General features: G+C 69.5%; 22 protein-coding genes, 1 tRNA gene and 1 pseudogene. 15 read left to right on the top strand and 9 right to left on the bottom strand.

The features are described 5' to 3' along the window. Nucleotides 1-60: 60 nt before the first annotated feature. From ACYUD3_RS32155 to ACYUD3_RS32195, 9 genes are all read left to right on the top strand, one after another. Nucleotides 61-1,239, top strand: a complete 1,179-nt coding sequence (locus ACYUD3_RS32155) for a metallophosphoesterase (protein WP_470977670.1) — start codon at nucleotides 61-63, stop codon at nucleotides 1,237-1,239. After that, a complete protein-coding gene (locus ACYUD3_RS32160; RefSeq protein WP_470977673.1) occupies nucleotides 1,236-2,048 on the top strand; it encodes a TauD/TfdA family dioxygenase in 813 nt (270 codons plus the stop codon). The genes ACYUD3_RS32155 and ACYUD3_RS32160 overlap by 4 nt, the downstream gene beginning before the upstream one ends. Then, a complete protein-coding gene (locus ACYUD3_RS32165) occupies nucleotides 2,045-2,593 on the top strand; it encodes a dCTP deaminase (protein WP_470977676.1) in 549 nt (182 codons plus the stop codon). The genes ACYUD3_RS32160 and ACYUD3_RS32165 overlap by 4 nt, the downstream gene beginning before the upstream one ends. Further along, complete coding sequence (locus tag ACYUD3_RS32170) at nucleotides 2,590-3,117, top strand: dCTP deaminase (RefSeq protein WP_470977679.1); 528 nt, start codon at nucleotides 2,590-2,592, stop codon at nucleotides 3,115-3,117. Before ACYUD3_RS32165 ends, ACYUD3_RS32170 begins: the two co-directional genes overlap by 4 nt. Then, nucleotides 3,117-3,824, top strand: coding sequence for a PIG-L deacetylase family protein (locus ACYUD3_RS32175; RefSeq protein WP_470977682.1), 708 nt, complete (start codon nucleotides 3,117-3,119; stop codon nucleotides 3,822-3,824). The genes ACYUD3_RS32170 and ACYUD3_RS32175 overlap by 1 nt, the downstream gene beginning before the upstream one ends. Next, nucleotides 3,821-4,549 (top strand): WbqC family protein, encoded by a 729-nt coding sequence (locus ACYUD3_RS32180; protein ID WP_470977685.1) that lies wholly within the window; start codon nucleotides 3,821-3,823, stop codon nucleotides 4,547-4,549. Before ACYUD3_RS32175 ends, ACYUD3_RS32180 begins: the two co-directional genes overlap by 4 nt. Further along, nucleotides 4,546-5,664 (top strand): glycosyltransferase family 4 protein, encoded by a 1,119-nt coding sequence (locus tag ACYUD3_RS32185; protein ID WP_470977688.1) that lies wholly within the window; start codon nucleotides 4,546-4,548, stop codon nucleotides 5,662-5,664. The genes ACYUD3_RS32180 and ACYUD3_RS32185 overlap by 4 nt, the downstream gene beginning before the upstream one ends. 65 nt (nucleotides 5,665-5,729) lie before the next feature. Beyond that, entirely contained in the window at nucleotides 5,730-6,497 is a 768-nt protein-coding gene (locus tag ACYUD3_RS32190) for a formylglycine-generating enzyme family protein (RefSeq protein ID WP_470977691.1), read from the top strand. A gap of 65 nt (nucleotides 6,498-6,562) precedes the next feature. Continuing rightward, nucleotides 6,563-7,705, top strand: a complete 1,143-nt coding sequence (locus ACYUD3_RS32195) for a UDP-N-acetylglucosamine--N-acetylmuramyl-(pentapeptide) pyrophosphoryl-undecaprenol N-acetylglucosamine transferase (protein ID WP_470977694.1) — start codon at nucleotides 6,563-6,565, stop codon at nucleotides 7,703-7,705. A 13-nt stretch (nucleotides 7,706-7,718) separates the two neighbouring features. On the opposite strand, the gene ACYUD3_RS32200 is transcribed toward ACYUD3_RS32195, so the two are convergent. From ACYUD3_RS32200 to ACYUD3_RS32210, 3 genes are all read right to left on the bottom strand, one after another. Continuing rightward, nucleotides 7,719-8,030, bottom strand: coding sequence for an HIT domain-containing protein (locus ACYUD3_RS32200; protein WP_470977696.1), 312 nt, complete (start codon nucleotides 8,028-8,030; stop codon nucleotides 7,719-7,721). Between the two features lie 303 nt (nucleotides 8,031-8,333). Continuing rightward, a complete protein-coding gene (locus tag ACYUD3_RS32205; protein ID WP_470977698.1) occupies nucleotides 8,334-8,786 on the bottom strand; it encodes a hypothetical protein in 453 nt (150 codons plus the stop codon). Further along, complete coding sequence (locus tag ACYUD3_RS32210) at nucleotides 8,783-10,129, bottom strand: type IV secretory system conjugative DNA transfer family protein (protein WP_470977701.1); 1,347 nt, start codon at nucleotides 10,127-10,129, stop codon at nucleotides 8,783-8,785. The genes ACYUD3_RS32205 and ACYUD3_RS32210 overlap by 4 nt, the downstream gene beginning before the upstream one ends. Between ACYUD3_RS32210 and ACYUD3_RS32215 the strand changes: the two are divergent. Next, nucleotides 10,106-10,546 (top strand): annotated as a pseudogene (locus tag ACYUD3_RS32215) (transposase); the annotation flags it as partial. The gene ACYUD3_RS32210 and the pseudogene ACYUD3_RS32215 sit on opposite strands and share 24 nt — an antisense overlap. Before the next feature lie 305 nt (nucleotides 10,547-10,851). On the opposite strand, the gene ACYUD3_RS32220 reads toward ACYUD3_RS32215, so the two are convergent. Beyond that, nucleotides 10,852-11,070, bottom strand: coding sequence for a hypothetical protein (locus ACYUD3_RS32220; RefSeq protein ID WP_470977704.1), 219 nt, complete (start codon nucleotides 11,068-11,070; stop codon nucleotides 10,852-10,854). A 160-nt stretch (nucleotides 11,071-11,230) separates the two neighbouring features. Here ACYUD3_RS32220 and ACYUD3_RS32225 point away from each other — a divergent pair, with 160 nt between their 5' ends. Both ACYUD3_RS32225 and ACYUD3_RS32230 read left to right on the top strand, forming a co-directional pair. Further along, nucleotides 11,231-11,890, top strand: a complete 660-nt coding sequence (locus ACYUD3_RS32225) for a helix-turn-helix domain-containing protein (protein WP_470977707.1) — start codon at nucleotides 11,231-11,233, stop codon at nucleotides 11,888-11,890. Then, nucleotides 11,887-13,503 (top strand): tyrosine-type recombinase/integrase, encoded by a 1,617-nt coding sequence (locus ACYUD3_RS32230; RefSeq protein WP_470977710.1) that lies wholly within the window; start codon nucleotides 11,887-11,889, stop codon nucleotides 13,501-13,503. The genes ACYUD3_RS32225 and ACYUD3_RS32230 overlap by 4 nt, the downstream gene beginning before the upstream one ends. 76 nt (nucleotides 13,504-13,579) lie before the next feature. Here ACYUD3_RS32230 and ACYUD3_RS32235 read toward each other — a convergent pair whose 3' ends face one another. Beyond that, a complete protein-coding gene (locus ACYUD3_RS32235; RefSeq protein ID WP_470977712.1) occupies nucleotides 13,580-14,401 on the bottom strand; it encodes a hypothetical protein in 822 nt (273 codons plus the stop codon). Between the two features lie 324 nt (nucleotides 14,402-14,725). Then, nucleotides 14,726-14,799 (bottom strand) — tRNA-Thr (locus tag ACYUD3_RS32240). A 217-nt stretch (nucleotides 14,800-15,016) separates the two neighbouring features. On the opposite strand from ACYUD3_RS32240, the gene ACYUD3_RS32245 reads away from it, so the two are divergent. The 3 genes from ACYUD3_RS32245 (at nucleotide 15,017) to ACYUD3_RS32255 (ending at nucleotide 17,557) form a co-directional block, all read left to right on the top strand. Then, complete coding sequence (locus ACYUD3_RS32245; RefSeq protein WP_470977714.1) at nucleotides 15,017-16,105, top strand: ABC transporter ATP-binding protein; 1,089 nt, start codon at nucleotides 15,017-15,019, stop codon at nucleotides 16,103-16,105. Nucleotides 16,106-16,282: 177 nt separating this feature from the next. Beyond that, the gene (locus ACYUD3_RS32250; protein WP_470977977.1) at nucleotides 16,283-16,738 is read left to right on the top strand and encodes a hypothetical protein; all 456 of its coding nucleotides are present in this window, start codon (nucleotides 16,283-16,285) and stop codon (nucleotides 16,736-16,738) included. Nucleotides 16,739-16,825: 87 nt separating this feature from the next. Beyond that, nucleotides 16,826-17,557, top strand: a complete 732-nt coding sequence (locus ACYUD3_RS32255) for a nucleotidyltransferase family protein (protein ID WP_470977717.1) — start codon at nucleotides 16,826-16,828, stop codon at nucleotides 17,555-17,557. 82 nt (nucleotides 17,558-17,639) lie between these two features. Here the strand turns inward: ACYUD3_RS32255 and ACYUD3_RS32260 are convergent, their stop codons facing one another. The 3 genes from ACYUD3_RS32260 to cysS all read right to left on the bottom strand — a co-directional run bounded on the left by ACYUD3_RS32260 (nucleotide 17,640) and on the right by cysS (nucleotide 21,878). Beyond that, complete coding sequence (locus ACYUD3_RS32260; protein ID WP_470977720.1) at nucleotides 17,640-19,262, bottom strand: DoxX family protein; 1,623 nt, start codon at nucleotides 19,260-19,262, stop codon at nucleotides 17,640-17,642. Nucleotides 19,263-19,426: 164 nt separating this feature from the next. Then, nucleotides 19,427-20,371, bottom strand: coding sequence for a 23S rRNA (guanosine(2251)-2'-O)-methyltransferase RlmB (rlmB, locus tag ACYUD3_RS32265; RefSeq protein ID WP_470977723.1), 945 nt, complete (start codon nucleotides 20,369-20,371; stop codon nucleotides 19,427-19,429). Between the two features lie 109 nt (nucleotides 20,372-20,480). After that, nucleotides 20,481-21,878, bottom strand: coding sequence for a cysteine--tRNA ligase (gene cysS, locus ACYUD3_RS32270; protein ID WP_470977726.1), 1,398 nt, complete (start codon nucleotides 21,876-21,878; stop codon nucleotides 20,481-20,483). Nucleotides 21,879-21,903 lie beyond the last annotated feature (25 nt).

The following is a 21,903-nucleotide window of genomic DNA, read 5'->3' on the forward strand; positions in this document are numbered from 1 at the left end:
TCCTCTGCGTTGCTGCCGTACTCCGACGCGACGCTCTCAAGTCTCCTGTGATGAGGCGATATGCCTGCAACGATTATCGCCACGTGCGATTTCCATTCGAACGTTCCGAATGGCCTTGCCGCCGTGGCAGCTCTTGCCCGTGAGCGCCAGGCCGGTGCCCTGGTGATCGACGCGGGGGACTTCTTCGGAGGCAACGCCTTCCACGAGTACTCGCAGGGGGAGGCCGAAGAACGCATTCTCCGCGAGTGCTACGACGTCGTGGTCCCCGGCAACCATGACCTGGCCGACCTGATGCGCATCCGCAGCCCACAGCTGTTCCCGTCCGTGGTCTGCTGCAACCTCATCCCGTCGACGGGCTTCGCGGGCCGGTGGGAGAAGAGCATGATCTTCTCCACCGGCGGCTTGAGGGTCGGCGTGGTGGGGTTCATCGGGGTCCAGGCGTACGAGGCCATTCCCCTGGAGGAACGGGCTGGGTTCACGTTCTGCGAGCCGAGTGCCGAGTTGCTGACCGCTGAACGCGATCGGCTTCTCGGACTGGATGCCGATGTGGTCATCGGGGTGAGCCACAGCGGCTTTCAGCATGACATCGAGCTACAGAAGAGCGGGGCGAGTCCGTTCGACGTCATCGTGGCAGGCCACTGCCACAGCGAGAACTACCACTGGGCGTCCGGCCGGCGGCATGTCGTCAAGGCTCCCGAACTGGGCGCCGGGCTGCTGCGGATCGACTTCGACGCCGCCGGCGCGTACGCCTTCACCGTCCAGCACCACCCTCCGGCCGTCCACTCCGCTGCACCAGGGGCGGATTTCCTGCCCGGTTACGAGGACTGGGGGGCCGAGACACTCGGTACGCTCGCCGCCGCGATCCCCGACCGGGCGGTCCTCACCCGGCTGCTGGCCGAACAGGCACGGGTCAGCAGCGGCGCCGACGCCTTCCTGCTGAATCTGCCGGCCCTGCGCGGCGGTCTGCCGCAGACGGTGACCCGCCGCGCCTTGGCCGATGCCGCTCCGTTCGACTCCGTGCTGGTGCGGCTGACCGGCGAGTACGACCTCGACGGCATCCTCCGGCGGGCCCGCGCTCTCGGCGAGGAGCCGGTACTCGCCTCCGTGCTCGCCCACGGGCACGGGAGCGTGGCCACCACCGCTTATCTGGCCGACCGGCTGGACGTGTCCCACGTTCCGGTCGCGCCGCGCACCACTCTCCGTTCCATCGTCATCTCTCTCCTCGGGAGCTGTGCATGAGTGGCTTGCTCGCTCTGAACGCCACCGAACTGTCCGAAGGACCGGACGGCTACCGTCACGTCGCGGAGCAGTTCTACGGACCCGGTCGAGGCCGGGCGGTGATCTCCTTCCCCAGCACCGCCGACCACCGCCGCAACCAGGACCTGGCCCTGGGGCTGCTGTCCGCCCTCGGTACGGTGCTCAGCGTCTATCCAGGCCTCGGTCCCTGGAGCGACCTGTCGGTCCGCACCGAGGCCGACCCCGGCCGTACTCACGGAACCGGGGAGAACCGGCTCCATATCGACATGGTCGAACGCGACCTCACCCCCGGCATCATCGCCCTGTACTGCGTGCGCGACGACCCGCGGGGCGGCGGAGCCTCCGCCCTGGCGGACATGTGGTCAGCCGCCAACTCGCTCAGCGACGAGGACCGCCGGACCCTCCATCAGCCCGCCTACCGCTACTGGAGCGACGAGGGCGTGCACGGTGTCGGCCGTTCCCTGGAGCGGTTCGCGGTCGTGCCCCGGCGGCTGGCATGGGGTTCCCCGGTGCGCTTCACCAGCAAGATGGGCCCCCACCTGGACAAGGGCGAACTGGTGGACACCGCCGTGGTTCCCGCGGAGAAGGCCGCCAACGCGTTCGCCCGTCTGACCGGGGCCGTTTACGCCGAGCGGATCACCTACCGGCTGAGGCCCGGACAGGTCCTGGTGTGGGACCAGCAGCGTCACGCCCACGGCCGTATGCCCCTGGGCGACGGTCAGCAGGAACTGCCCGAGGACGGACGCCGCCTGCTCCGGCAGACCTACGTCGCGGGAAGGGCCGTCCTGTGATCCTCACCGGCAGCGCCATCGCCGAGGCCGTACGGCGGGGGGAGATCACCATCAGCCCGTTCGACGAGGCCATGGTCAACCCCAACTCCTACAACTACCGGCTCGGCGCGAGTCTGAAGGTGCCCGTCGTGGACGTCGCCGACGCCCGCCTCGACACCCCGTGCGAGGAGATCGAGATCCCCGGCGACGGGTACACCCTCCAGCCGCGCACGGTCTACCTCGGCACCACCGTCGAGGTGATCGGCAGCAGCCTGTACGTCCCGAGCCTGATCGGCCGGTCCTCGCTCGGCCGTCTCGGGCTGTTCTTACAGATCAGCGCGGACCTCGGCCAGCTCGGCGCCTGCCACAGCTGGACGCTGGAGATGGTCGCCGTCCAGCCGCTGCGCGTCTACGCCGGAATGAAGATCGGCCAGGTCTCCTTCTGGGCGCACGAGGGACACCGGTGCCCGTACCAGGGCTACTACGGGCGGATCAGTGAACCCGTTCCCTGCCACCCGCCCGCCGCGCTCGGCACCCCGGTCCACGCGCTGGAGGTGACGGCATGATCCTCACCGGCCCCGAGATCGCCTACCGGGTGAAGAACGGCGAGATCACCATCGACCCGTTCACCCCCGACTGCGTCAGCCCCAACAGCTACGACTTCCACCTCAGCGAGAACATCGCCTGGTACCGCGACGAGGTGCTGGACTGCCGGGTCGAGAATGCCTTCGAGCGCGGCATCATCCCGGCGGACGGCCTGCTCCTGGAGCCCCACCGCATCTATCTGGTCTCCACCGCCGAGACCATGGGCAGCGAACACTTCGTGCCGATCATCCGGGCCCGCTCCTCCATCGCCCGCCTCGGTCTGTTCGTCCACGTCACCGCCGACCTGATCGACATCGGGTCGATCAACCGGTGGACGCTCCAGCTGCACGCCGTCCAGCCCGTGAAGATCTACCCCGGCATGCGCGTCGGCCAGGTCACCTTCTGGAGGCCGCTCGGCGACATCGTCCTGTACGACGGCAAGTACCAGGGCTCCACCCTGCCCATGCCCTCGCAGATCCACCGCGACTTCCGGGCGGTGAGCTGATGCCGCTTCAGCTCTCCCCCTCGGACAACGTGGTGGCGGTCGTCGCCCACCCGGACGACGCCGAGATCCTCTTCTTCGGCACCTTGCGCCGCTGGCGCGAGGCGGGGGCCCAGGTGACGGTCGTGCTCGTGACCGACGGCACGAACGGCGTATCACTCGCCGAGCAGGCCATCGGGGTCCAGCTGGACGCCGGGCGGCGGCCGGCCGAGTCGGCAACGTCGTACGACGGCACCGGAATCGGCATCGAGCGCCTGGGCCTGGCGGACGGCTCGCTCCAGCCGGACCGGCATCTGATCTCCCGGATCGAGGCCACCCTGGCTCACCTGGAGTGCACCGTACTGCTCACCCACCCGGTGCACGAGGGACGCGACCACCAGGACCACCATGCCGTGGCCCGCGCGGCGTTGAACGCCGTCGCCCGGGTGCCCGCTTGCACTACGATCCTGCACGGCCAGCCGTTCGGCCCGCACCAGAGCGTCACCCCGACCGTGCTGGTGGACATCACCGCTCACCTCGACGCCAAGATCAAGGCTCTGGCGGCCCACAAGACCCAGTCCGGCCGCTACTACCTCTCGGAACCGTTCACCAGGCACCGAGCCGCGGCAGCCGGCTGGGACCGACTGCCGCACCAGGCCGCCGACGGACGCTTCTTCGAGGCTCTCGTGCCCTCCCTGCTCCTTCTCACCGACCCGCAGGAGCGGCCGTGATCTACATCGAACAGCCCGCGTTCCTGCCGTGGCTCGCCTTCTGCGAAGCCCTGGTGGTCTGCGACGTGGTCGCGCTCTACGACGACGTGCAGTTCGAGGACGGCGGCTGGCAGAACCGCAACCGGATCAAGACCCGGACCGGTACTCAGTGGATCACGGTCCCCGTGGTCAAACAGCACGGACAGCTGATCCGCGACACCCGCATCGCCGGGACCTTCGCGCCCGACGCCCTCCTGCGCACCTTGCGGATGGCTTATGGCCGCACCGCGTTCTTCGACGAGGCGGTGGAAGTCCTCGCGCCGCCGCTGCGTGCGGGACACCGGATGCTGGCCGACCTCAACGCCGACATGCTGCACCGCATCCGCGACGCGCTCGGATCTCACTGCGACATCCGCTTCACCTCTTCCATGCCCCTGCCACCCGCGGGCCGGATCGAACGGATCGTCGCGGTCTGCCGGCACACCGGGCAGAGCGTGCTGTGGGCGGGATCGGGCACCCGCGGCTATCTCGACACCACACCCCTCACCCGCGCACGCGTCTCCGTCCTGTGGAACGACTACGCCTTGAGGCACCCCGTCTACCCGCAGACCTGGGCCGAGCAGGGCTTCGTCCCCGCCCTCTCCGTGGTCGACGCCGCCTGCAACCTCGGCTGGAGCGCGCTGCGGGCGCTGCTCCTCACCGGATTCGACGCTTACCGGACCCAGTTGAACGGAGCGGCCGGATGAGCCTCACTCGCATTCTGACCGGCATCGACCTGCCGGCGGCTCCGTCCTGCGGCAGCATGATCCTCACCGCCGACACCTACCGGGCCACGCCGGACACCCACACCACCTTCCTCGCCATGCCTCCCGTGGACACGGCCTGGCACCACTCCTTCGACCGGCTGGTGACCCTGCGGACCACCAAACAGCCTTACGGCGGCAAGGAGTTCGACGCCTATACGGAGGAACTCACCGCCGAGGTCACAGACCTGATCGCCCAGCACCGGCCCGACGTGATCCACGCCCAGCACCTGGGCTTCGGTCTCAGCCCCGCGTTCGCCCGCGCCGCCAACGGCATCCCGCTCATCAGCATCGCGCACGGCACCGACGTCATCGCCGCCACCCATCTCGAACAAGCCCGAGCCGCCCTGACCGAAGTCGTCACGGCCAGCGTCTTCGTCGTCGTACCGAACCACGCCCTGGCCGAGCACATCGACCACCTCACCGGCCGGCGTTTCACCGACCGGCTCACCGTCGTCCCGTGGGGCATCCCGACCGCCGAAGCCCGCGTACGACACCACGCCCACTACAGCACCGGTCCGCTGTCCCTGCTCCACGCCGGACGCCTGGACGAGAACAAATCGACCATCACCGCCATCGAAGCCCTCGCCCTCACCGACCGGCCGCACCGGCTCACCGTGATCGGCAGCGGTCCTGAGCTGGACCACCTCGTCAAAAGGGCCGGCGAACTCGGAGTGCGCGACCGCGTCACCTTCGAACCGTTCCTGCCCCGCACCGAACTGTGGCGCCGCTTCTGCGACTTCGACGCCTTCGTGTTCACCACCGCCGAACTGGAAGCGTTCGGCCTCGTCGCCATCGAGGCCCAGGCCCACGGCCTACCCGTCGTCTACTCCAACCTTCCCGGTATGGGCACCACCCTCGCCCAGGCAGCCACCCCCTACCGCCCAGGCTCCCCGGTCAGCCTCGCCGCCGCGATCGACGAACTGGCCCGTGACACCCACTGGCGGCACTCCCTCATCCGCGCCGGCCTGGACAACGCCCGGCGCTACGACATCACCGGCACCGCGGACCAACTCGCCGCGCTGACCACCCGCGCCCTCGGCGCCACCCGCACCTGAGCCGTTCCCCGGCACGGGCGGCCCTACAGCCGCCCGCGCCGCCACCCCTCGTGCAGGAGAACAGCATGTCCGGCACTCCCCTGGCCTTCGTCCCCGTTCCGCCCGGCACGTTCCGGCGCTTGAACAACGGCCGACTCCAGACCGTGCACATCACCAAGACCGTCCACTGGCAGACCACCCCCTTCACCACCGGCCTCTACCAGGACCACCGCACCGCCCTCGGCATCACCGCGGATCCGCGGCTGGAGATCTGGGAGGAGACCGGGGGCTGGAAGCCCGGCCCCCACTTCAGCGAAGCCAACATCTATGGCGACACCACGCCGGTCGTCGGCGTCAGCCACCACGATGCCCTCGACGCCATCGCCTGGCTGAGCCGACGCGACGGCCGCTCCTACCGGCTGCCCACCGAAGCCGAGTTCGAGCACGCCGTACGTGCCGGCTGCCCTTGCGTCGCGGCCTGCGGCTTCCACCGTGTCCCTCAACGCCGGCAGCCTGGCCGCGCCTGGCCCGACGCCTTCCTCACCTGCTGGAACGCCGCCGGCCGAACGGCGAACCCGCACGGTGTCCACGGCCTCAACGGCGTGCTCTGGCAGTGGTGCTCCGACTGGTACGCCCCCTACCCCGACGACACCGACGTGACGGACCCGGGCGGTCCCGCAGCCGAACCCGTTTCCTCCCGGTGGAAAGGCAGGAACCTGTCCGCAGGGCGGGTCATCCGAGGCGGTTCGTACTCCTATCCGGAGTGGTACGGGCGCTGCGACAACCGCCACTTCTCTTTTGCCAACGACCGGAACGTAAATCTCGGTTTCCGTATCGTTTTCGACGCCGATTGATTAGCAATCGATTCGCGCTTTCCGGAAGCTGCCCGAACCGTCTCCCCTTGAAGGAAAATACCCGAGTGAATATCTGGCAGCCGTCAAAGACCTCCCGCCGTGCACCGGGAACATTGAAGATCGCCATTACTGGTGGTGCCAGCGCCGGACATGTCGTTCCCGCTCTGGCTGTCGCTGCCGAACTGCGCCGCGCCGGGGCCCAGGAGCTGGTCTATTTCGGCCGGAACGACAGCATCGAGGCCGACCTCGCCGGGAAGGCTGGCATCCGGCTCGTCCCCGTCCCCTCCGCCGGCCTGCACCGCTACCGCTCCTGGAAGAACGTCATCATGCCGCTGACCGTGCTCCACGGCGTGTTCACCGCCTGGCGGGCCATGCGCCGCGAACGGCCGGACGTCGTCTTCAGCAAGGGGAGCTACGTCTCCGTGCCCGTGGGGGTGGCGGCCTGGCTGAACCGGGTACCGCTGGCCATCCACGAATCCGACCGCTCACTCGGACTCGCCAACCGGATACTGGCCCGCCTCGCCCACACCGTCTACCTCGCCGAACCCGCGGAGAACCTGCCCCGACGCCTGGCGCGCAAGTCAGTGGTCACCGGTCTTCCCCTGCGCGACGACCTGGCGGACGGGCAACCGGAGAAACTCCGCACCCGACTCGGCATCGCCGCCGGCGTGCCGGTCCTGCTGATCTTCTGCGGAAGCAGCGGAAGCACCCGCATCAACGACGCGGTCCGACGCCAACTTCCCTTCCTCACCGCCAGGTTCGCAGTCCTCCACCTCTGCGGGCGCGGCAACCTCGACCCCGCCCTCAGCCAGACAGACCGGTACTGGCAGATGGAGTACCTCCATGACGACATGACCGACGCCCTCTGGCTGGCCGACCTCGTCATCGGCCGGGCCGGCGCCACCACCCTCGCCGAACTGCAAGCCCTCGGAAAACCCGCCGTACTGATCCCTCTCCCGGCCTCCGTCAGCCGGGGCGACCAGCTGGACAACGCCACGGCATACGCCCAGCGGGCCACCTGTGTCGTCGTCCCGGACGACGAACGGCTCGCCGACGGCCGACCGATCGTGGCCGCGTGCGAACAACTGCTGCCCCGGCTTCACAGCCACGGCCCGCTGCCTGCCCCGGACACGATCCGGAGCGTCGCGAAGGACATCGCCACCCGCACCGTTCGGCTTGCCCGGCCCCGGCGGCAACGCCGGACCTGACCGGACGGTCCGCTCAGACATGCCCCTCGGGCAACTCCCCCCGGAACAGCACGTGCCAGTGCATGTGCTTCGACTCCTGGTACTCGCCCTCGTTCGTCACCACACAAGCCGCCCCGTACTCCTCGCGCACCTGCTCGGCAACCTGCCGGACCACCCGAAGAACGTCCATCAGCAACTCCTCGCCGCCCGCTCCCAGATGCACCAGGGACGGGGTGTGCAGCTTCGGAACCACCACGATGTGCACGGGGTAGCTGGGCCGGGTGTGCTCGAAGGCGAGTACGGTCTCGGTCTCCTCGACCACCTTGACCGGCGTCTTCCCGGACAATGCCTCGTCACAGTAGAAGTCTGAAACTTTCCCGGCAGTCGCGGACGGAGCAGCCACCATGTCGCCCAATCAATAGAGGTGTACGACCTAGGGCCGTCGAAAGGGGCAGCAGGACGGCTGCGCCATAGACGGCCCTAGATGCTGATCGTGGATCAGGCTACATGTGCACCCCGAGTTCCTCTCAACTCGCCATATTCGCACGTGGGGTTGAAATCGAAAGTTAATCCGAAAAGTAGTGCTCTTAATCTTTTTGGGACTGTACGGATTTCGCTGATGGGTCTGACGGGACCTGAACCAGGGCTCTCAGCCGGCCGATTGAGGCCAGGAAGCGAGCAGGAAGCGTGCCGGGCGCAGGTCGTGCTTGCCCACCCGGCAGTCGTCCCCCGCCTTCCCCAGAGCGTTGTTCATCCGGCCGAGGAACCGCTCGTACTGCTCGTGCCAGAAGATCGCCGCCCCGGCATCGCCGTACGCGTCGACGCGGGCGAAGGCGAAGTCGGCGATCTCGTACGCCAGTTGCCCGTGCTCCCGCCAGCAGGACGGGATGACCTGATGGGGCTGCCATGCGTACGTCTCGTTCAGCCACCGGCAGACCTCGTCGAGCCACCCGAGGAGCGGTTCGAGGAGGTCGGCGGGGAGGGCGCCGAGGTCCCATGGGGGCGGGTTGCCGAGGGCGCCCACCTCCGCTGTTCTCTCGGCGGCGTACTCGGCGACCGGCGCGGGGAGTTCGGGGAATGCCGGGAACGGGGGCGTGCTCACGCGGCCGTCCCCTGCCGCTGCCATGCCAGGGCGGCAGCCGCTGTACGACGGCCCTTCTCCACCGCCTGTTTCGCCCGCTCGGCTTCGTTCGCCCGCCGCAGTTCTTGGACGTGGTCCTGGATGTCGGGCCAGTCGTCGCGGGTCCACATGCCGTCGAGGCGGGTGATGACGGGCGGGAGGTTGTCGGCGAGGAGGAGGGCGTGGCCCTCGGGGAGGGCTTTGATCTCGTCGGCGCGCAGGACGGCTTCGAGGGCGGTGTGGGTGGCGGTCGACTCGCCGCCGCGGTCCCCGGTCGTGGTGGTGCGGGTGGTGCGGACGCGTTCTGCCTGGCCGCAGAGGTCGGACATGTCCTTGAGGAAGGCGGGGTCTTTGGCGCCGCCGAAGACGAGGACGTGGTTGGTGAAGCTGGCGAGTTCGTCGGCGACGTCGTCGCCGAAGCGGGCGCGGGCGCTGGCCCAGCCCTGTAGGCCGTAGACGATGGTGATGCCGCGTCCGCGGCCGTCGGCGACGCGTTGGCGCAGGGAGGGGATGGGGGCGATGTTGGGGGCTTCGTCGAGGGCGCCGAGGAGGGGCGGGTCGAGGCGGCCGGCGGGGGAGGCGAGGGCGTGGGTCTCGGCGAGGTCGAGGAGGTCCTCGGTCAGCGCGGTGGTGAGCGGGGCGACGGAGTTGGCTTCGGAGTCCTTGCCGAGGAGGTAGACGGTGCCACCGGCGTCGAGGATCTCGCGGAAGTCCGTCGGCGGTTCGCCCTTGGTGCCCTGGAGGGCTTCGAGGACGGTTTCGTGGAGGAGGGGTTCCAGGGCGGCTTCGAGGGTGACGGCGGTGTTGCCGACGGTGCGGCTGTCGCCGGTGGTGGAGGTGCGGAGCATGTCGGCCCAGCCGGGTCCGGCGCCGGGGTGCGCGGTGAGGATGCCGAGCGGGGCGGGGTCGGTGAGTTTGCGGGCCCAGCGCAGGACGTGGCCGAGGCGGGCGCCGTCGAGGGCGGCGGCGTGCAGGAGCGCGGCCAGGACCTTCGCGGCCTGTCCCCGGTAGAAGGCGCTGCCCTCGGAGGAGGCTTTCGCGGAGCCGGGGGTGCGGGAGCCGGCGACCAGCGCCTTGGCGCGCATCATCGCCGTCTGCGTGTCGTCGGCGCCGTCGACGGGCTGCCAGCGGAAGCGGGGGAGGGACGGCGCGATGTTCTGCGGGTCGAAGACGAACACCGGGCGGTCGTCGGTGCGGCGGGCGTCCAGGGTGTACTCGACGAGGTCGGGTTTCGTGGAGGTCGCCAGGACTGGGCCTGCCCAGTGGCGGATGAGCGGGGCGAACAGGCGCAGGGTCTTGCCCGCGCACGGCCGGGCAGCAGGCACCACGTCCTCACCGACGGACAGGGCATCCCGCTCGCAGTGTCCCTGACCGGCGGCAACCGCAACGACGTCACCCAACTCCTGCCCCTGCCCGACAAGATCCCCGCCGTGGCCGGCGTCGTCGGCCGCCCTGGACACCGGCCCGACGCGCTCCTCGCCGACCACGGCAAGTACCGGCGGCTGCTCCGGCAGCGCGGCATCCGCCCCGTCATCGCCGAACAGGACGAGCCCCACGGCTCTGGCCTGGGCATCTTCCGGTACGTGGTCGAGAGAACGATCGCCTGGCTGCACGGCTTCCGCCGCCTGCGCATCCGCTGGGAACGACGCGACGACATCCACGAAGTCTTCCTCGGCCTCGCCACCTGCCTCATCACCCACCGCCATGTCCAACGCCTTTGTGAGGACCTCGAAGGCACATGAGGCATGTGGTTGTGACGAAGTCGCACCGTAATCCGCGTACGGCAGCCCGAGCGCATGCAAGACGGTCCGGGCCAACTCCGGGGTCCGTGGCTCATTCGGGGCAATCTCCGGAGTTCTCATCGCCGCAATCTCCCGTAGCCAGGTCAGCTCGGTGTCGTGGATTCCGGCAGACGTCCGGGTGCCCTGCCCCTCCAGCCGGGGGGACTCCGGAGATCAGGACCTCGGTCGGCAGCAGCAGGACGGGCACCGACTTCCCCCTTGCCGCAAATACCCCAGAGTGTCACCAACGCCCTGGCCTCACGCATCTAGGCGACAAGGTCATGGCGTTCGCTCCTTTCAGCTCCCTGACCTCCACCACCCTGCGGGCGCTCCAGACCCAGCAACTTCAGCAGGTCAGCAGTCACCACCCGATAGGCGTTGCCGAGGCGTAGCACCTTGACCGGGTACTCCCCCTGTTTGGCGAGTCCGTAGCCCGTGGAACGTCCGATCATCAACGCCCGGTTCGATGTGTCGAGGTCGATCACGGCTGGGAGGGCAAGCAACTCATCACCAGTCAGTCCTCGCGTCTCACAGGGCAGCTTGCATGCCATCATGAACCCCTCCGTGGAGTATTGAGTGTCGCCACGACACATAAGATGTATCACGGAGTTGCAGCGGCGCCGATTCACTGCTAAAAGTGTCATCATGACACCTAATCAGTGGCCCACAGCGTTCACCGGACGGATCGCCCAGCGCTTGCGGGACTCACGTAAGACCGCTGGCCTCACCATGGCCGAAGTCGCCCAGGGCTGTGCTGACCGCGGCTTGCCGGAGTTCACCGAGCACTCCATGAAGAACCTGGAGTCCGGGCGCAAGACGAGCGTCACCGTGGCAGAGGTCGTCGTACTGGCCGACGTTCTGGGCGTCCCACCAGTGGCTCTCCTCTTCCCGCTCGGGTCATCGGCCACGGTCGAGGTCCTCCCGGGCCGGGAGGTATCCACCTGGGACGCGGTCGCATGGTTCACCGGCGAGTCCCCCTTGAACGAGCCCGCAGCCGAAGGTTCCGCGCGGGACGTCCTCGACGTCTTCCGTCAGCACGGTGACCTGGTGACTGCCGCGATGTCCTCCTACGCCCTGGCCCGGGAGCGGCGCCAGGCGGCCAGCACGACCCTGGACCGGGCCCGCAGAGCCACCCTCCTGCAACGCGCCGAGGGCTACGAGGAGCACGCCTTCGAAGACGCCCAGGAGCTGCGCACGTACCGCGACCGGATGCGCCAGCGCGGGCTCACCCCACCGCCCCTTCCCGACGAACTCGCCTTCGTCAGCCAGCCGGACACACCCACCAGTGCAGAGGAGAGCGAGTGAAGAACGGCACCATAACCCGGCGGTGCCGGTGCACCGACCCCGAGACCGGCAAGGACCTCGGCACGTCGTGCCCGAAACTCCAGTCGCGCCGGCATGGGACCTACGGGGTCTTCCAGGAGCTGGATCCCGCGCAGGACGGTCGGCGGCGGCGGTTCCGGCGCAGTGGCTTCGAAACCTCCACCAAGGCCAAGGAGGAACTAGCCAAGGTCCGGGCCCTCATGGCCATCCCCGAGGAAGACGACGCCTGGGGCAAGACGCAGATCAGCGACCTGCTAGAGGCGTGTATCAAGGACAAGTCCCCGCTGCCGGACTATGACGAGACCCGTCGCCGGTTCCAGACTGGGCAAGCGCTGAATTCCAAGGTCACCGTCGGGGAGTGGCTGGACACCTGGCTGTCCGGACGCAAACGTCTGCGCAAGAGCGGCTACTCACGCTACGAATCGGACATCCGTATCCACCTCAAGCCCCACCTCGGGCATCTGCGCCTCGACAAGCTTCGGGTCCACCACGTCTCGAAGATGTTCGACGCCATCAACGAGCGGAACATCGAGATCCAGGAGCAGAACGCTCAACGGCGAGCGGTGGCCGAGGACTTGAAGGCAACGCCCTGGAAGGGGGCCGAGAATCGGGCACGGCGCAAGTGGCTCAAGGCCCAGCTCGCCGCGATGCCGCCGTACCGCCGGGTCACCAGCCTCAACACGCAGCCGCGCATCCGCATCACCCTGCGTGCCGCGCTGAATGTCGCCATCGCCCAGCAGGTGATGTCCGCCTTCAACCCGGCCGCCCACGTCGAGCTGCTGCCGGGGACGAAGCCGAAGGCCCTGATCTGGACCGACGAGCGTGTCGCACGCTGGAAGGAAACCGGGGAAAAGCCCTCGCCGGTCATGGTCTGGACCCCGGAACAGACCGCTGTATTCCTTGACTTCGTCGCAGAAGACCGGCTGTACATGCTCTGGCGGCTCATCGCTTTCCGAGGCACCCGCCGGGGCGAAGCGTGCGGCGCCCGCTGGGAGGACCACTCTGCCAAGGTCCATTCCCTGGCCATCGCCACCCAGCTTGTCGTGGACGGCTGGGAGGTCTACGAGGACGCGCCCAAGACCGACAGCGGTGTGCGCGTGCTCGCCTTGGACGAGGAGACCAACGAAGGCCTGCTCAACCATAAGGAACGCCAGCAGCAGGAGCGTGAGGCGTGGGGTGAAGGCTGGCAGAACACCGGGCGCATCTTCACCCAGGAGGACGGCTCGCTGCTCCACCCCGGAAAGCTCAGCGACCTCTTCGAACGCCTCACGGAAGCGGCTGGTCTGCCGCCCATCCGCCTGCACGATCTCCGACACGTCGCAGCTACCTTGATGCTCGCGGCCGGAATCGACATCAAGGTCGTCTCCGAGACCCTCGGCCACTCCGACACCCGCATCACGCGGAACACCTACCAGTCCGTCCTCGACGACCTCGCTCGCGACGCCGCCGAGAAGGTCGTTCAACTCGTACCACATGTCCGTAAGCCGCTGGCGGCTGTCCCCGACACCGGTTCGAAGCCGAACACGGCCGCCGGCCGACTGACGGCGGTCCCGCTGAACGGGAACGGGACGACAGAGCAAAGGCGTTCTGCCTGACAGCAGTGCAGGGAAGGGGCCCCGGTCAGAGGGAAGCTGACCGGGGCCCCGGCTTGTGGTTCCGGCGGTAAAGAAATCAAACAGGCTTGTCCACGACCGTCAGCAGCGCCGCAGCGATGGCGATCAGCGCCTTGGCCTCGTCACGGCTGTACGTGAACGCCGATGTGACCTCGTCCTTATGCAACGATCCGCTCGCCTGGTCCTCCACGGCTTTGCGGATCGCCGCCCACCGCTCGACCTGCCCGCGCCGCCGGGCATCCTTGTCGAGAGGCCAGGGCCACCCGCTGTGCAGCCCGACCCACTCCAGGGCCCGGCGGGCTTCCAGGATCGCGCCGTCGACGTCATCGTCCAGGAGCCGACGCTGCGCGGAACGCAGGCGCTGAGCGGGTTCGGCGCGGGGGTCGTCCTCCAACGGGAACGGAACCCTCATCTCGAAGGCGACGGAGGGGCCGAGCGCGTTGACCTGGTCGATCCAGCGGCTCCTGGCGACGCTGAAGTACAGCACCTCCTTCGAGCCACCGGGGTAGCCGACGGCCTGAGGCAGCGTGCCGGTGACCTCCAGCTCCATTCGCAGGTCTCCGTCCCGGGCCTCGTTGATGGCGTGGAGCTGGGCCGAAGTGATCAGGAACTTCAGGACCGGCCGCTCGATGCCGGTCTCGGGAGTGAACGGCAGCATCTCCGTCACCCGCCCGACCAGCGTCCTCTCGTAAGGGCTCCGGGTGGCATAGAGGTCGGCCTGCAACGCCAGCAATCTGCCGGCCGTCGGAGCCACTGACGCCTTCACCTCCAGACCCATCTGGAGGCAGATCGTGCCCATGCCCCGGAAGAGCAGCACGCTCTCCTCACGGACCCCGAGGACGAACTCCCCGGCGTCCGAGTCAAAGCGCATCACGTTCACGGCCAGGCTCCTCCGAAGCGACGTTCCGATCCGCCAATCCTCCGTCACCCACCGCGTACGGAGTGACCCCTTTGGAGAAACCCGCCAAACCACATCACGGAACTCCAACCCCCCTCGGAGCTGCGAATACCAGCGGCACCGTCCGCCCGCCGCCCGCAGCAGACCCCCGCTCGTCCACCGCTCCGCACGCTCGCCGCACGCCTGTCCACCGTTTGTCCACCGGTAGCGATCATGGTGTTCGCGAAGCCCCGCCCCGCCACCCCAAACCCGTTAAAGCAAGAGTAAAGGCCCAGGCCAGAGTCTCTCTGGCCTGGGCCTCACTAGAGCCCCCTGTCGGGTTCGAACCGACGACCCCCGCTTTACAAGAGCGGTGCTCTGGCCAGCTGAGCTAAGGAGGCACACCCCGCACGCAACACGCGCGGCGCTCGTGCAGTGTACCCAAGCCCCCACCCCACCCCGTCGAAAATTTCCGCGAAGTTCACAGTCCCCCAGGTACTGACATACCGGAGAACGCGAGGTAGCGTCCTGGCACGGTCCACCGCGAGTGGACTACACCACCACCTTCCTACAACGGATCGTCCGGCACGTTCCTGCCGGTAGAAGGGGGCCCACACCATGGCCACTGTCACGTTCGACAAGGCGACCCGGATCTACCCGGGTTCCGAGAAGCCCGCCGTCGACTCCCTGGAGATCGAGATCGAGGACGGGGAGTTCCTGGTCCTCGTCGGCCCGTCCGGCTGCGGCAAGTCCACCTCCCTGCGCATGCTCGCCGGCCTGGAGGACGTCAACGGCGGCGCGATCCGCATCGGCGACCGCGACGTCACGCACCTCCCCCCGAAGGACCGGGACATCGCCATGGTGTTCCAGAACTACGCGCTGTACCCGCACATGACGGTCGCCGACAACATGGGCTTCGCCCTGAAGATCGCCGGCGTCAACAAGACGGAGATCCGCGCGAAGGTCGAAGAGGCCGCGAAGATCCTCGACCTCACCGAGTACCTCGACCGCAAGCCGAAGGCGCTCTCCGGCGGTCAGCGCCAGCGTGTCGCGATGGGCCGCGCGATCGTCCGCGAGCCGCAGGTCTTCCTCATGGACGAGCCGCTGTCGAACCTCGACGCCAAGCTCCGCGTCTCGACCCGCACCCAGATCGCCTCCCTCCAGCGGCGCCTGGGCATCACCACGGTCTACGTCACCCACGACCAGATCGAGGCCATGACGATGGGCGACCGCGTCGCGGTCCTCAAGGACGGTCTGCTCCAGCAGGTCGACAGCCCCCGCAACATGTACGACAAGCCCGCCAACCTCTTCGTGGCCGGCTTCATCGGCTCCCCCGCGATGAACCTCATCGAGGTCGCGATCGCCGACGGCGGCGTCAAGTTCGGCAACTCGGTCGTCCCCGTGGCCCGCGAGGCGCTCTCCGCGACCACCGAGAAGACCCTCACCGTCGGTGTCCGCCCCGAGCACTTCGACGTCGCCGGCGCCGACTCCGACCAGGGGCTCGCCGTCACCGTCAACGTCGTCGAGGAGACCGGCGCCGACGCGTACGTCTACGGCACCGTCAAGGTCGGCGAGGAGACCAAGGACCTCGTCGTCCGCGTCAACAGCCGTGACGTCCCGGAGAAGGGCAGCACCCTGCGCGTCGTCCCGCGCGCGGGCGAGACCCACGTCTTCTCCACCTCCACGGGCGCCCGTCTCTCCGACTGACGCACCGGCAGGCCATCCGTACGACGGCCCCGCAGCAGGGTTTCCCTGCTGCGGGGCCGTCGGCGTCAACGCCCTACCCCGAAAACGCCACTTTCACGTCCCCCATCCGGGTGACTAAATGTCTCCAAAACATTACTGGGCGCTACCATCGCCCACGTGAAGCACTCGAAGCGCTCCGTGAAGCACTCCATCGTCCAGCGGACGCGACGCGGCGGCCGGGGTCCCGCCCGCCGGATCGGTCGCTCCCTCGCCCTCGCCCTGCCCGTCCTCATGGTGCTGTCCGGGACCCTCGCGGTCACCCGGGTCGACTGGACGGGAAGCACGTCGGACTCGGTGCTCACCGCCTCCGACGTCTCCACGCACCGCGGCGCCGCCGCGAAGCCCCCCCAGGACGTCCTGCGCGACCGCCTCCTGGCCGAACTCCAGGAGAAGGACCCCGGCGTCGCCCTGACCCACCTCCAGGAGGCCGTCAACGGCAAGCCGGCCCTCGCCGCGCACTGCGCGTCCATCGCCCGCGCCCTCGGCCGCGCGGCCGTCCGCGTCTACGGCCCCACCCGTGCCCAGTCCTTCGCCCGCCCGGTCTGCGACACCTCCTTCGCCTCCGGCGTCCTCACCTCCCACACCACCCACTGACGCCTCCGGAACCCAGGGAAACCCTTTGTGAGGTTTCTCTGGGAACCTCCCCCCGGCCCGTTCCCCGTGCCCGCGTACAGTGCGGGCATGAGTCATCCGCACGCCGTGTCCCGACCCACACAAGCCGTCATCCTGGCCGGTGGCCAAGGCTCCCGGCTGCGGCCCTACACCGACGACCGGCCCAAGCCGATGGTCGAGATCCCCGGCACCGGGACTCCGATCATCGGCCATCAGCTGAACTGGCTCGCCGAAGAAGGCGTCACCGACGTCGTCGTCTCCTGCGGACACCTCGCCGACGTCCTCCAGAAGTGGCTCGACGGCGCCGACCTCCCCGTCTCCGTCACCACCGTCGTCGAGAGCGAGCCCCTCGGCCGCGGCGGAGGTCTCCGCTACGCCGCCGCGCACCTCCCCCGTCCCGGTGAGCCCTGGTACGCCACCAACGGCGACATCTGGACCCGGTTCTCCCTGCGCGACATGGCCGACTTCCACATCGAGCGCGGCGCCGTCGCCACCCTCGCCCTCGCCCGCCCCCGCATCCCCTGGGGCGCCGTCAAGACCGACGGCTTCGGCCACATCACCGACTTCATCGAGGCCCCGCTCTCGACCTTCGAGATCAACGCGGGCGTGTACGTCTTCGGCGCCGAGTTCGCCGCGCTGCTGCCGGAACGCGGGGACCACGAGCGGACCACGTTCCCCGGCCTGGCGAGGGAACAGCGCCTGGCGGGCTTCCCGCTGCCGCAGGGGGCGTACTGGCGGGCCATCGACACCGCCAAGGACCTGACCGAGGCCGCGAAGGAACTGGCCGCCCTGGGACGCTGAAACGCCGACATCCCGCTACGACGACGAGGGCCCCGCGCGCCATGACAGCACGCGGGGCCCTCGTCGTCGTAGACCGGCCCGCTCAACCCCCCAGCAGACCGCCCACCAACCCGTCACTCCCGCCCGACGACCCGCCCCCGTCCGATCCGCCCGTCCCCGACGACGAGGACGAACCCCCGGACGACGGGCCGGAGCTGGTGCTCGGGGCCTCCTGGCGGGCCGGGGTCGACTGGGACGGGGTGTCGTCGTCGCCCACCGTGCCCTGGGTCTGGCTCGGGGAGCCCCCCGTCGACTGCGTGTCCCGCGTCGCCTTCGGGGACTCCTTGCGGGACTCCGAGGGCGGCGCCGACGTCGTGCCCTGCGTGGGGGACGACTCCGACTCCGACGGGCTGTCGGACGGCTTGTGCTTGCCGGACGCCTCCGGGAGGGGCGAGCCGGGGAGCTGGTTGCGCGGGCCCTCACCGGGGCCGGGGACGATCACCCGGTCCGCGCCCCGCACCGCGCCGCCCAGCGTCGAGCCGATCAGCAGCGTGAGGCCGATGACGATCGCCGTCACCAGCGCGCCCCGGCGCAGGACGTAGCGGCGCAGCTCCCACAGCGGGACGCGCGGGCCCAGCCGGCGCCAGGCGCTCGCCGCGAGCCGGCCGTCGACCGAGTAGACGGGGGCGCCCGCGATGACCAGGGGCGACCAGGCGGCGAGGGTGATGATGTCGGGGGTGTCGTACACGGGCGCGGACTTCCAGCTGACCGTGACGATCAGGGCCGCCGACAGACCGGCGCCGACGACCGCCGCCACCCGCTGCCAGCAGCCCAGGATGGTCAGGACCCCCACGATGACCTGGAGGAAGGCGATGGACAGGCCGGAGCCGACCGGGTGGTGCAGGGCGAACTGGCGCAGCGGCTCGGCGACTTCCCACGGGTGCAGGGTGTTCAGCCACTTCACCATCGAGCCCCGCTTGCCGCCGTCGAAGTAGACGGGGTCGCAGAGCTTGCCCATCCCGGCGTAGACCGCGAGGAAGCCGAGGAAGACGCGCAGCGGGAGGAGGACGACGCCCAGGTTCATCCGCCGCCCGGGGTAGTACGCGTGCCGGGCGGGGTCGCCCGGGGTGCGCCGGCGCGGGCCGCCGTACTCCTCCGGCTCGTACGAGGACGCGTACCGCTGCTCGTACGGCGGCTCGAACTGCGGCTGGGCGTACGCCGGTTCGTCGTAGACGCTGTCGACGGTCCGCATGTTCGGCAGCAGCCGGGGCGCGCCCCGCGGGGTGCGCTGGGCGCCGACCAGGGGGGTCTCCAGGGTCTGCGCGGTGAGGTCGTCGACCTCGATCCGCGGGATGACCTGGGTGGCGCCCGCGTCGGCGGGGGCCTGCTCGGCGTGGTGGCCGACGCTGCCCGCCCGGACCGCCTGGAGCAGGCGGTGCGCGCCGGTGTCGTCGGGCGCGGAATGGCCGCTCCACACGACCGGGCGGCGGCGCGCGGCGGCGCTCGCGGGGGTCTCGGCGGCGGCGGTACGGGCGATGCGCGGGGACTGGGCGCGCCGCGCGGACGCGCCCAGCTGCACGCGGAAGGACGCGTGCGTGACGATGACCTGCGCCGGATCGCTCGGCACCTTCACCATGCTCAGCACGGGACCGTCGTCGAGTCCTGAGGCGAATCCCGACTGGCGGTCCCCCGTGGGAGTGCGGGGTGTTCTGGTGTCCACACTCATCTAACCGAGTGACGTGTGTTTAGGACACTGCTTTGACTCGCCGGAAGTGTCCGGACCCCGTCAAGCTCCCGCCCGACCCCAGAATTCCCCCGTCCGGGTGAACCCGTCAGACCCTGCGGCGCGCCGCCTCGACCCCTCTTGAACGCCCCTCCCGTCGGCTGCCGTCAGGCCCGGCGGCGCGCCGCCTCGTACAGCACGATGCCGGCGGCCACACCCGCGTTCAGCGACTCCGCGCCGCCGGGCATCGGGATGCGTACCCGGAAGTCGCAGGTCTCGCCGACCAGCCGCGACAGGCCCTTGCCCTCGCTGCCGACGACGATGACGACCGGGCCGTCCAGCGCCGCCAGCGTGCCGACCTCCGCCTCGCCGTCCGCCGCGAGGCCGACGACCGCGATGCCGGCCTTCTTGTACGCCTCCAGCGCGCGCGTGAGGTTCGTCGCGCGCGCCACCGGGGTGCGCGCCGCCGTACCGGCCGACGTCTTCCACGCGCCCGCCGTCATCCCGGCCGCGCGGCGCTCGGGGACGACCACGCCGTGGCCGCCGAACGCCGACACCGAACGGACGACCGCGCCGAGGTTGCGCGGGTCGGTCACCCCGTCGAGGGCGACGATCAGGGGGGCCTCGCCCGCGTCGTACGCGGCGGCGGCGAGGTCCTCGGGGTGGGCGTACTCGTACGGCGGGACCTGGAGGACGAGGCCCTGGTGGTTCAGGCCGTTCGTCATGCGGTCCAGCTCGGGGCGCGGGGCCTCCATGAGGTTGATGCCGCCGCGCTCGGCCGCGAGCTGGAGCGCCTCGCGGACCCGCTCGTCGTTGTCGATGAACTGCTGCACGTACAGGGTCGACGCGGGCACGCCCTCGCGCAGCGCCTCGACCACCGGGTTGCGGCCGACGACCATCTCGGACGTCCCCTTGCCGCCGCGCCCGCGCGGGGTCGCCGGACGGCCCTGGGCCCGCCGGGTCTGCGCGGCGGCGATCCGGTTCTTCTTGTGCCCCTTGCGCATCTCGGCGGGCGGGGTCGGCCCCTTGCCCTCCAGGCCCCGGCGCCGCTGGCCGCCACTGCCGACCTGCGCGCCCTTCTTGCCGGACATGCGGCGGTTGTTGGCTGCCATGACCTACCTGTTCCTTAGAAGTCTCCACTGCCCAAACGGCAGTACGTCTCATGAAGTGTGCCGCCCGGAGACCCGGACGGCACAATCGATCTTGCTCAGCTGACGCGGACTACCGCGGTCCCAGCGTCCAGCGCGGCCCCTGCGGCCCGTCCTCGATGACCAGCCCCGCCTGCCCCAGCTGATCCCGGATCGCGTCCGCCGTCGCCCAGTCCTTCCGCCCGCGCGCCGACTCCCGCTGGTCGAGGACCAGGCGTACGAGGCTGTCGACCACGCCGTGCAGATCGTCACCCCGGTCCGACTCCCCCGCCCAGTGCGGGTCGAGCGGGTCGAGGCCGAGGACGCCGAGCATCGCGCGGACCTCGGCGAGGCGGGCGACGGCGCCCTCCTTGTCGTCGGCCGCGAGCGCGCTGTTGCCCTGCCGGACGGTGGTGTGGACGACCGCGAGGGCCTGCGGGACACCGAAGTCGTCGTCCATGGCCTCCGCGAAGGCCGGGGGCACCTCGGCGGCCGGCTCGACGGCCCCGCCCGCCTTCTCGACGACCCGCTGCACGAACCCCTCGATCCGCGCGAACGCCGACTCGGCCTCGCGCAGCGACTCCTCGCTGTACTCGATCATCGAGCGGTAGTGCGGGGTGCCGAGGTAGTAGCGCAGGACGATCGGGCGCCACTGCTTGACCATCTCGGAGACGAGGACGCTGTTGCCGAGCGACTTCGACATCTTCTCGCCGCTCATGGTGACCCAGGCGTTGTGCACCCAGTACGCCGCGAAGTCGTCGCCGAACGCCTTGGCCTGGGCGATCTCGTTCTCGTGGTGCGGGAAGATCAGGTCGAGCCCGCCGCCGTGGATGTCGAAGGCCGCGCCCAGGTACTTGTGGGCCATCGCCGAGCACTCCAGATGCCAGCCGGGCCGACCGCGGCCCCAGGGGGTCTCCCAGTCGGGCTCGCCCGGTTTCACGGCCTTCCACAGCGCGAAGTCCCGCGCGTCCCGCTTGCCCACGACACCCTCGTCGGGCTGCCGCATGTCGTCGAGGTCCTGCCGGGACAGCTCCAGGTACGACGGCCACGAGCGGACGTCGAAGTAGACGCTGCCGTCGGACTCGTACGCGTGACCGCGTTCGATCAGGCCGCGCATCATCTCGATCATCTCGGGGACATGACCGGTCGCCCGGGGTTCGTAGGTGGGCGGGAGGCAGCCGAGCGCGGTGTAGCCGTCGTTGAACGCGCGCTCGTTGTCGTAACCGATGGACCACCAAGGGCGGCCCTGCTCACGGGACTTGTTGATGATCTTGTCGTCGATGTCCGTGACGTTCCGGACGAACGTCACGGCATAGCCGCGGTACTCGAACCAGCGGCGCAGGATGTCGAAGTTCAGCCCCGAGCGGATGTGCCCGATGTGCGGTGCCGCCTGCACCGTGGCGCCACAGAGGTAGATCGAGACACAGCCCGGCGTGAGCGGGGAGAAGTCACGGATCTGCCGGGCGCTGGTGTCGTACAGGCGAATAGTCACGGGTCCAAGGGTAGTGGGAGCAGGG

It is taken from the genome of Streptomyces sp. AMJ-169, from assembly GCF_055597585.1.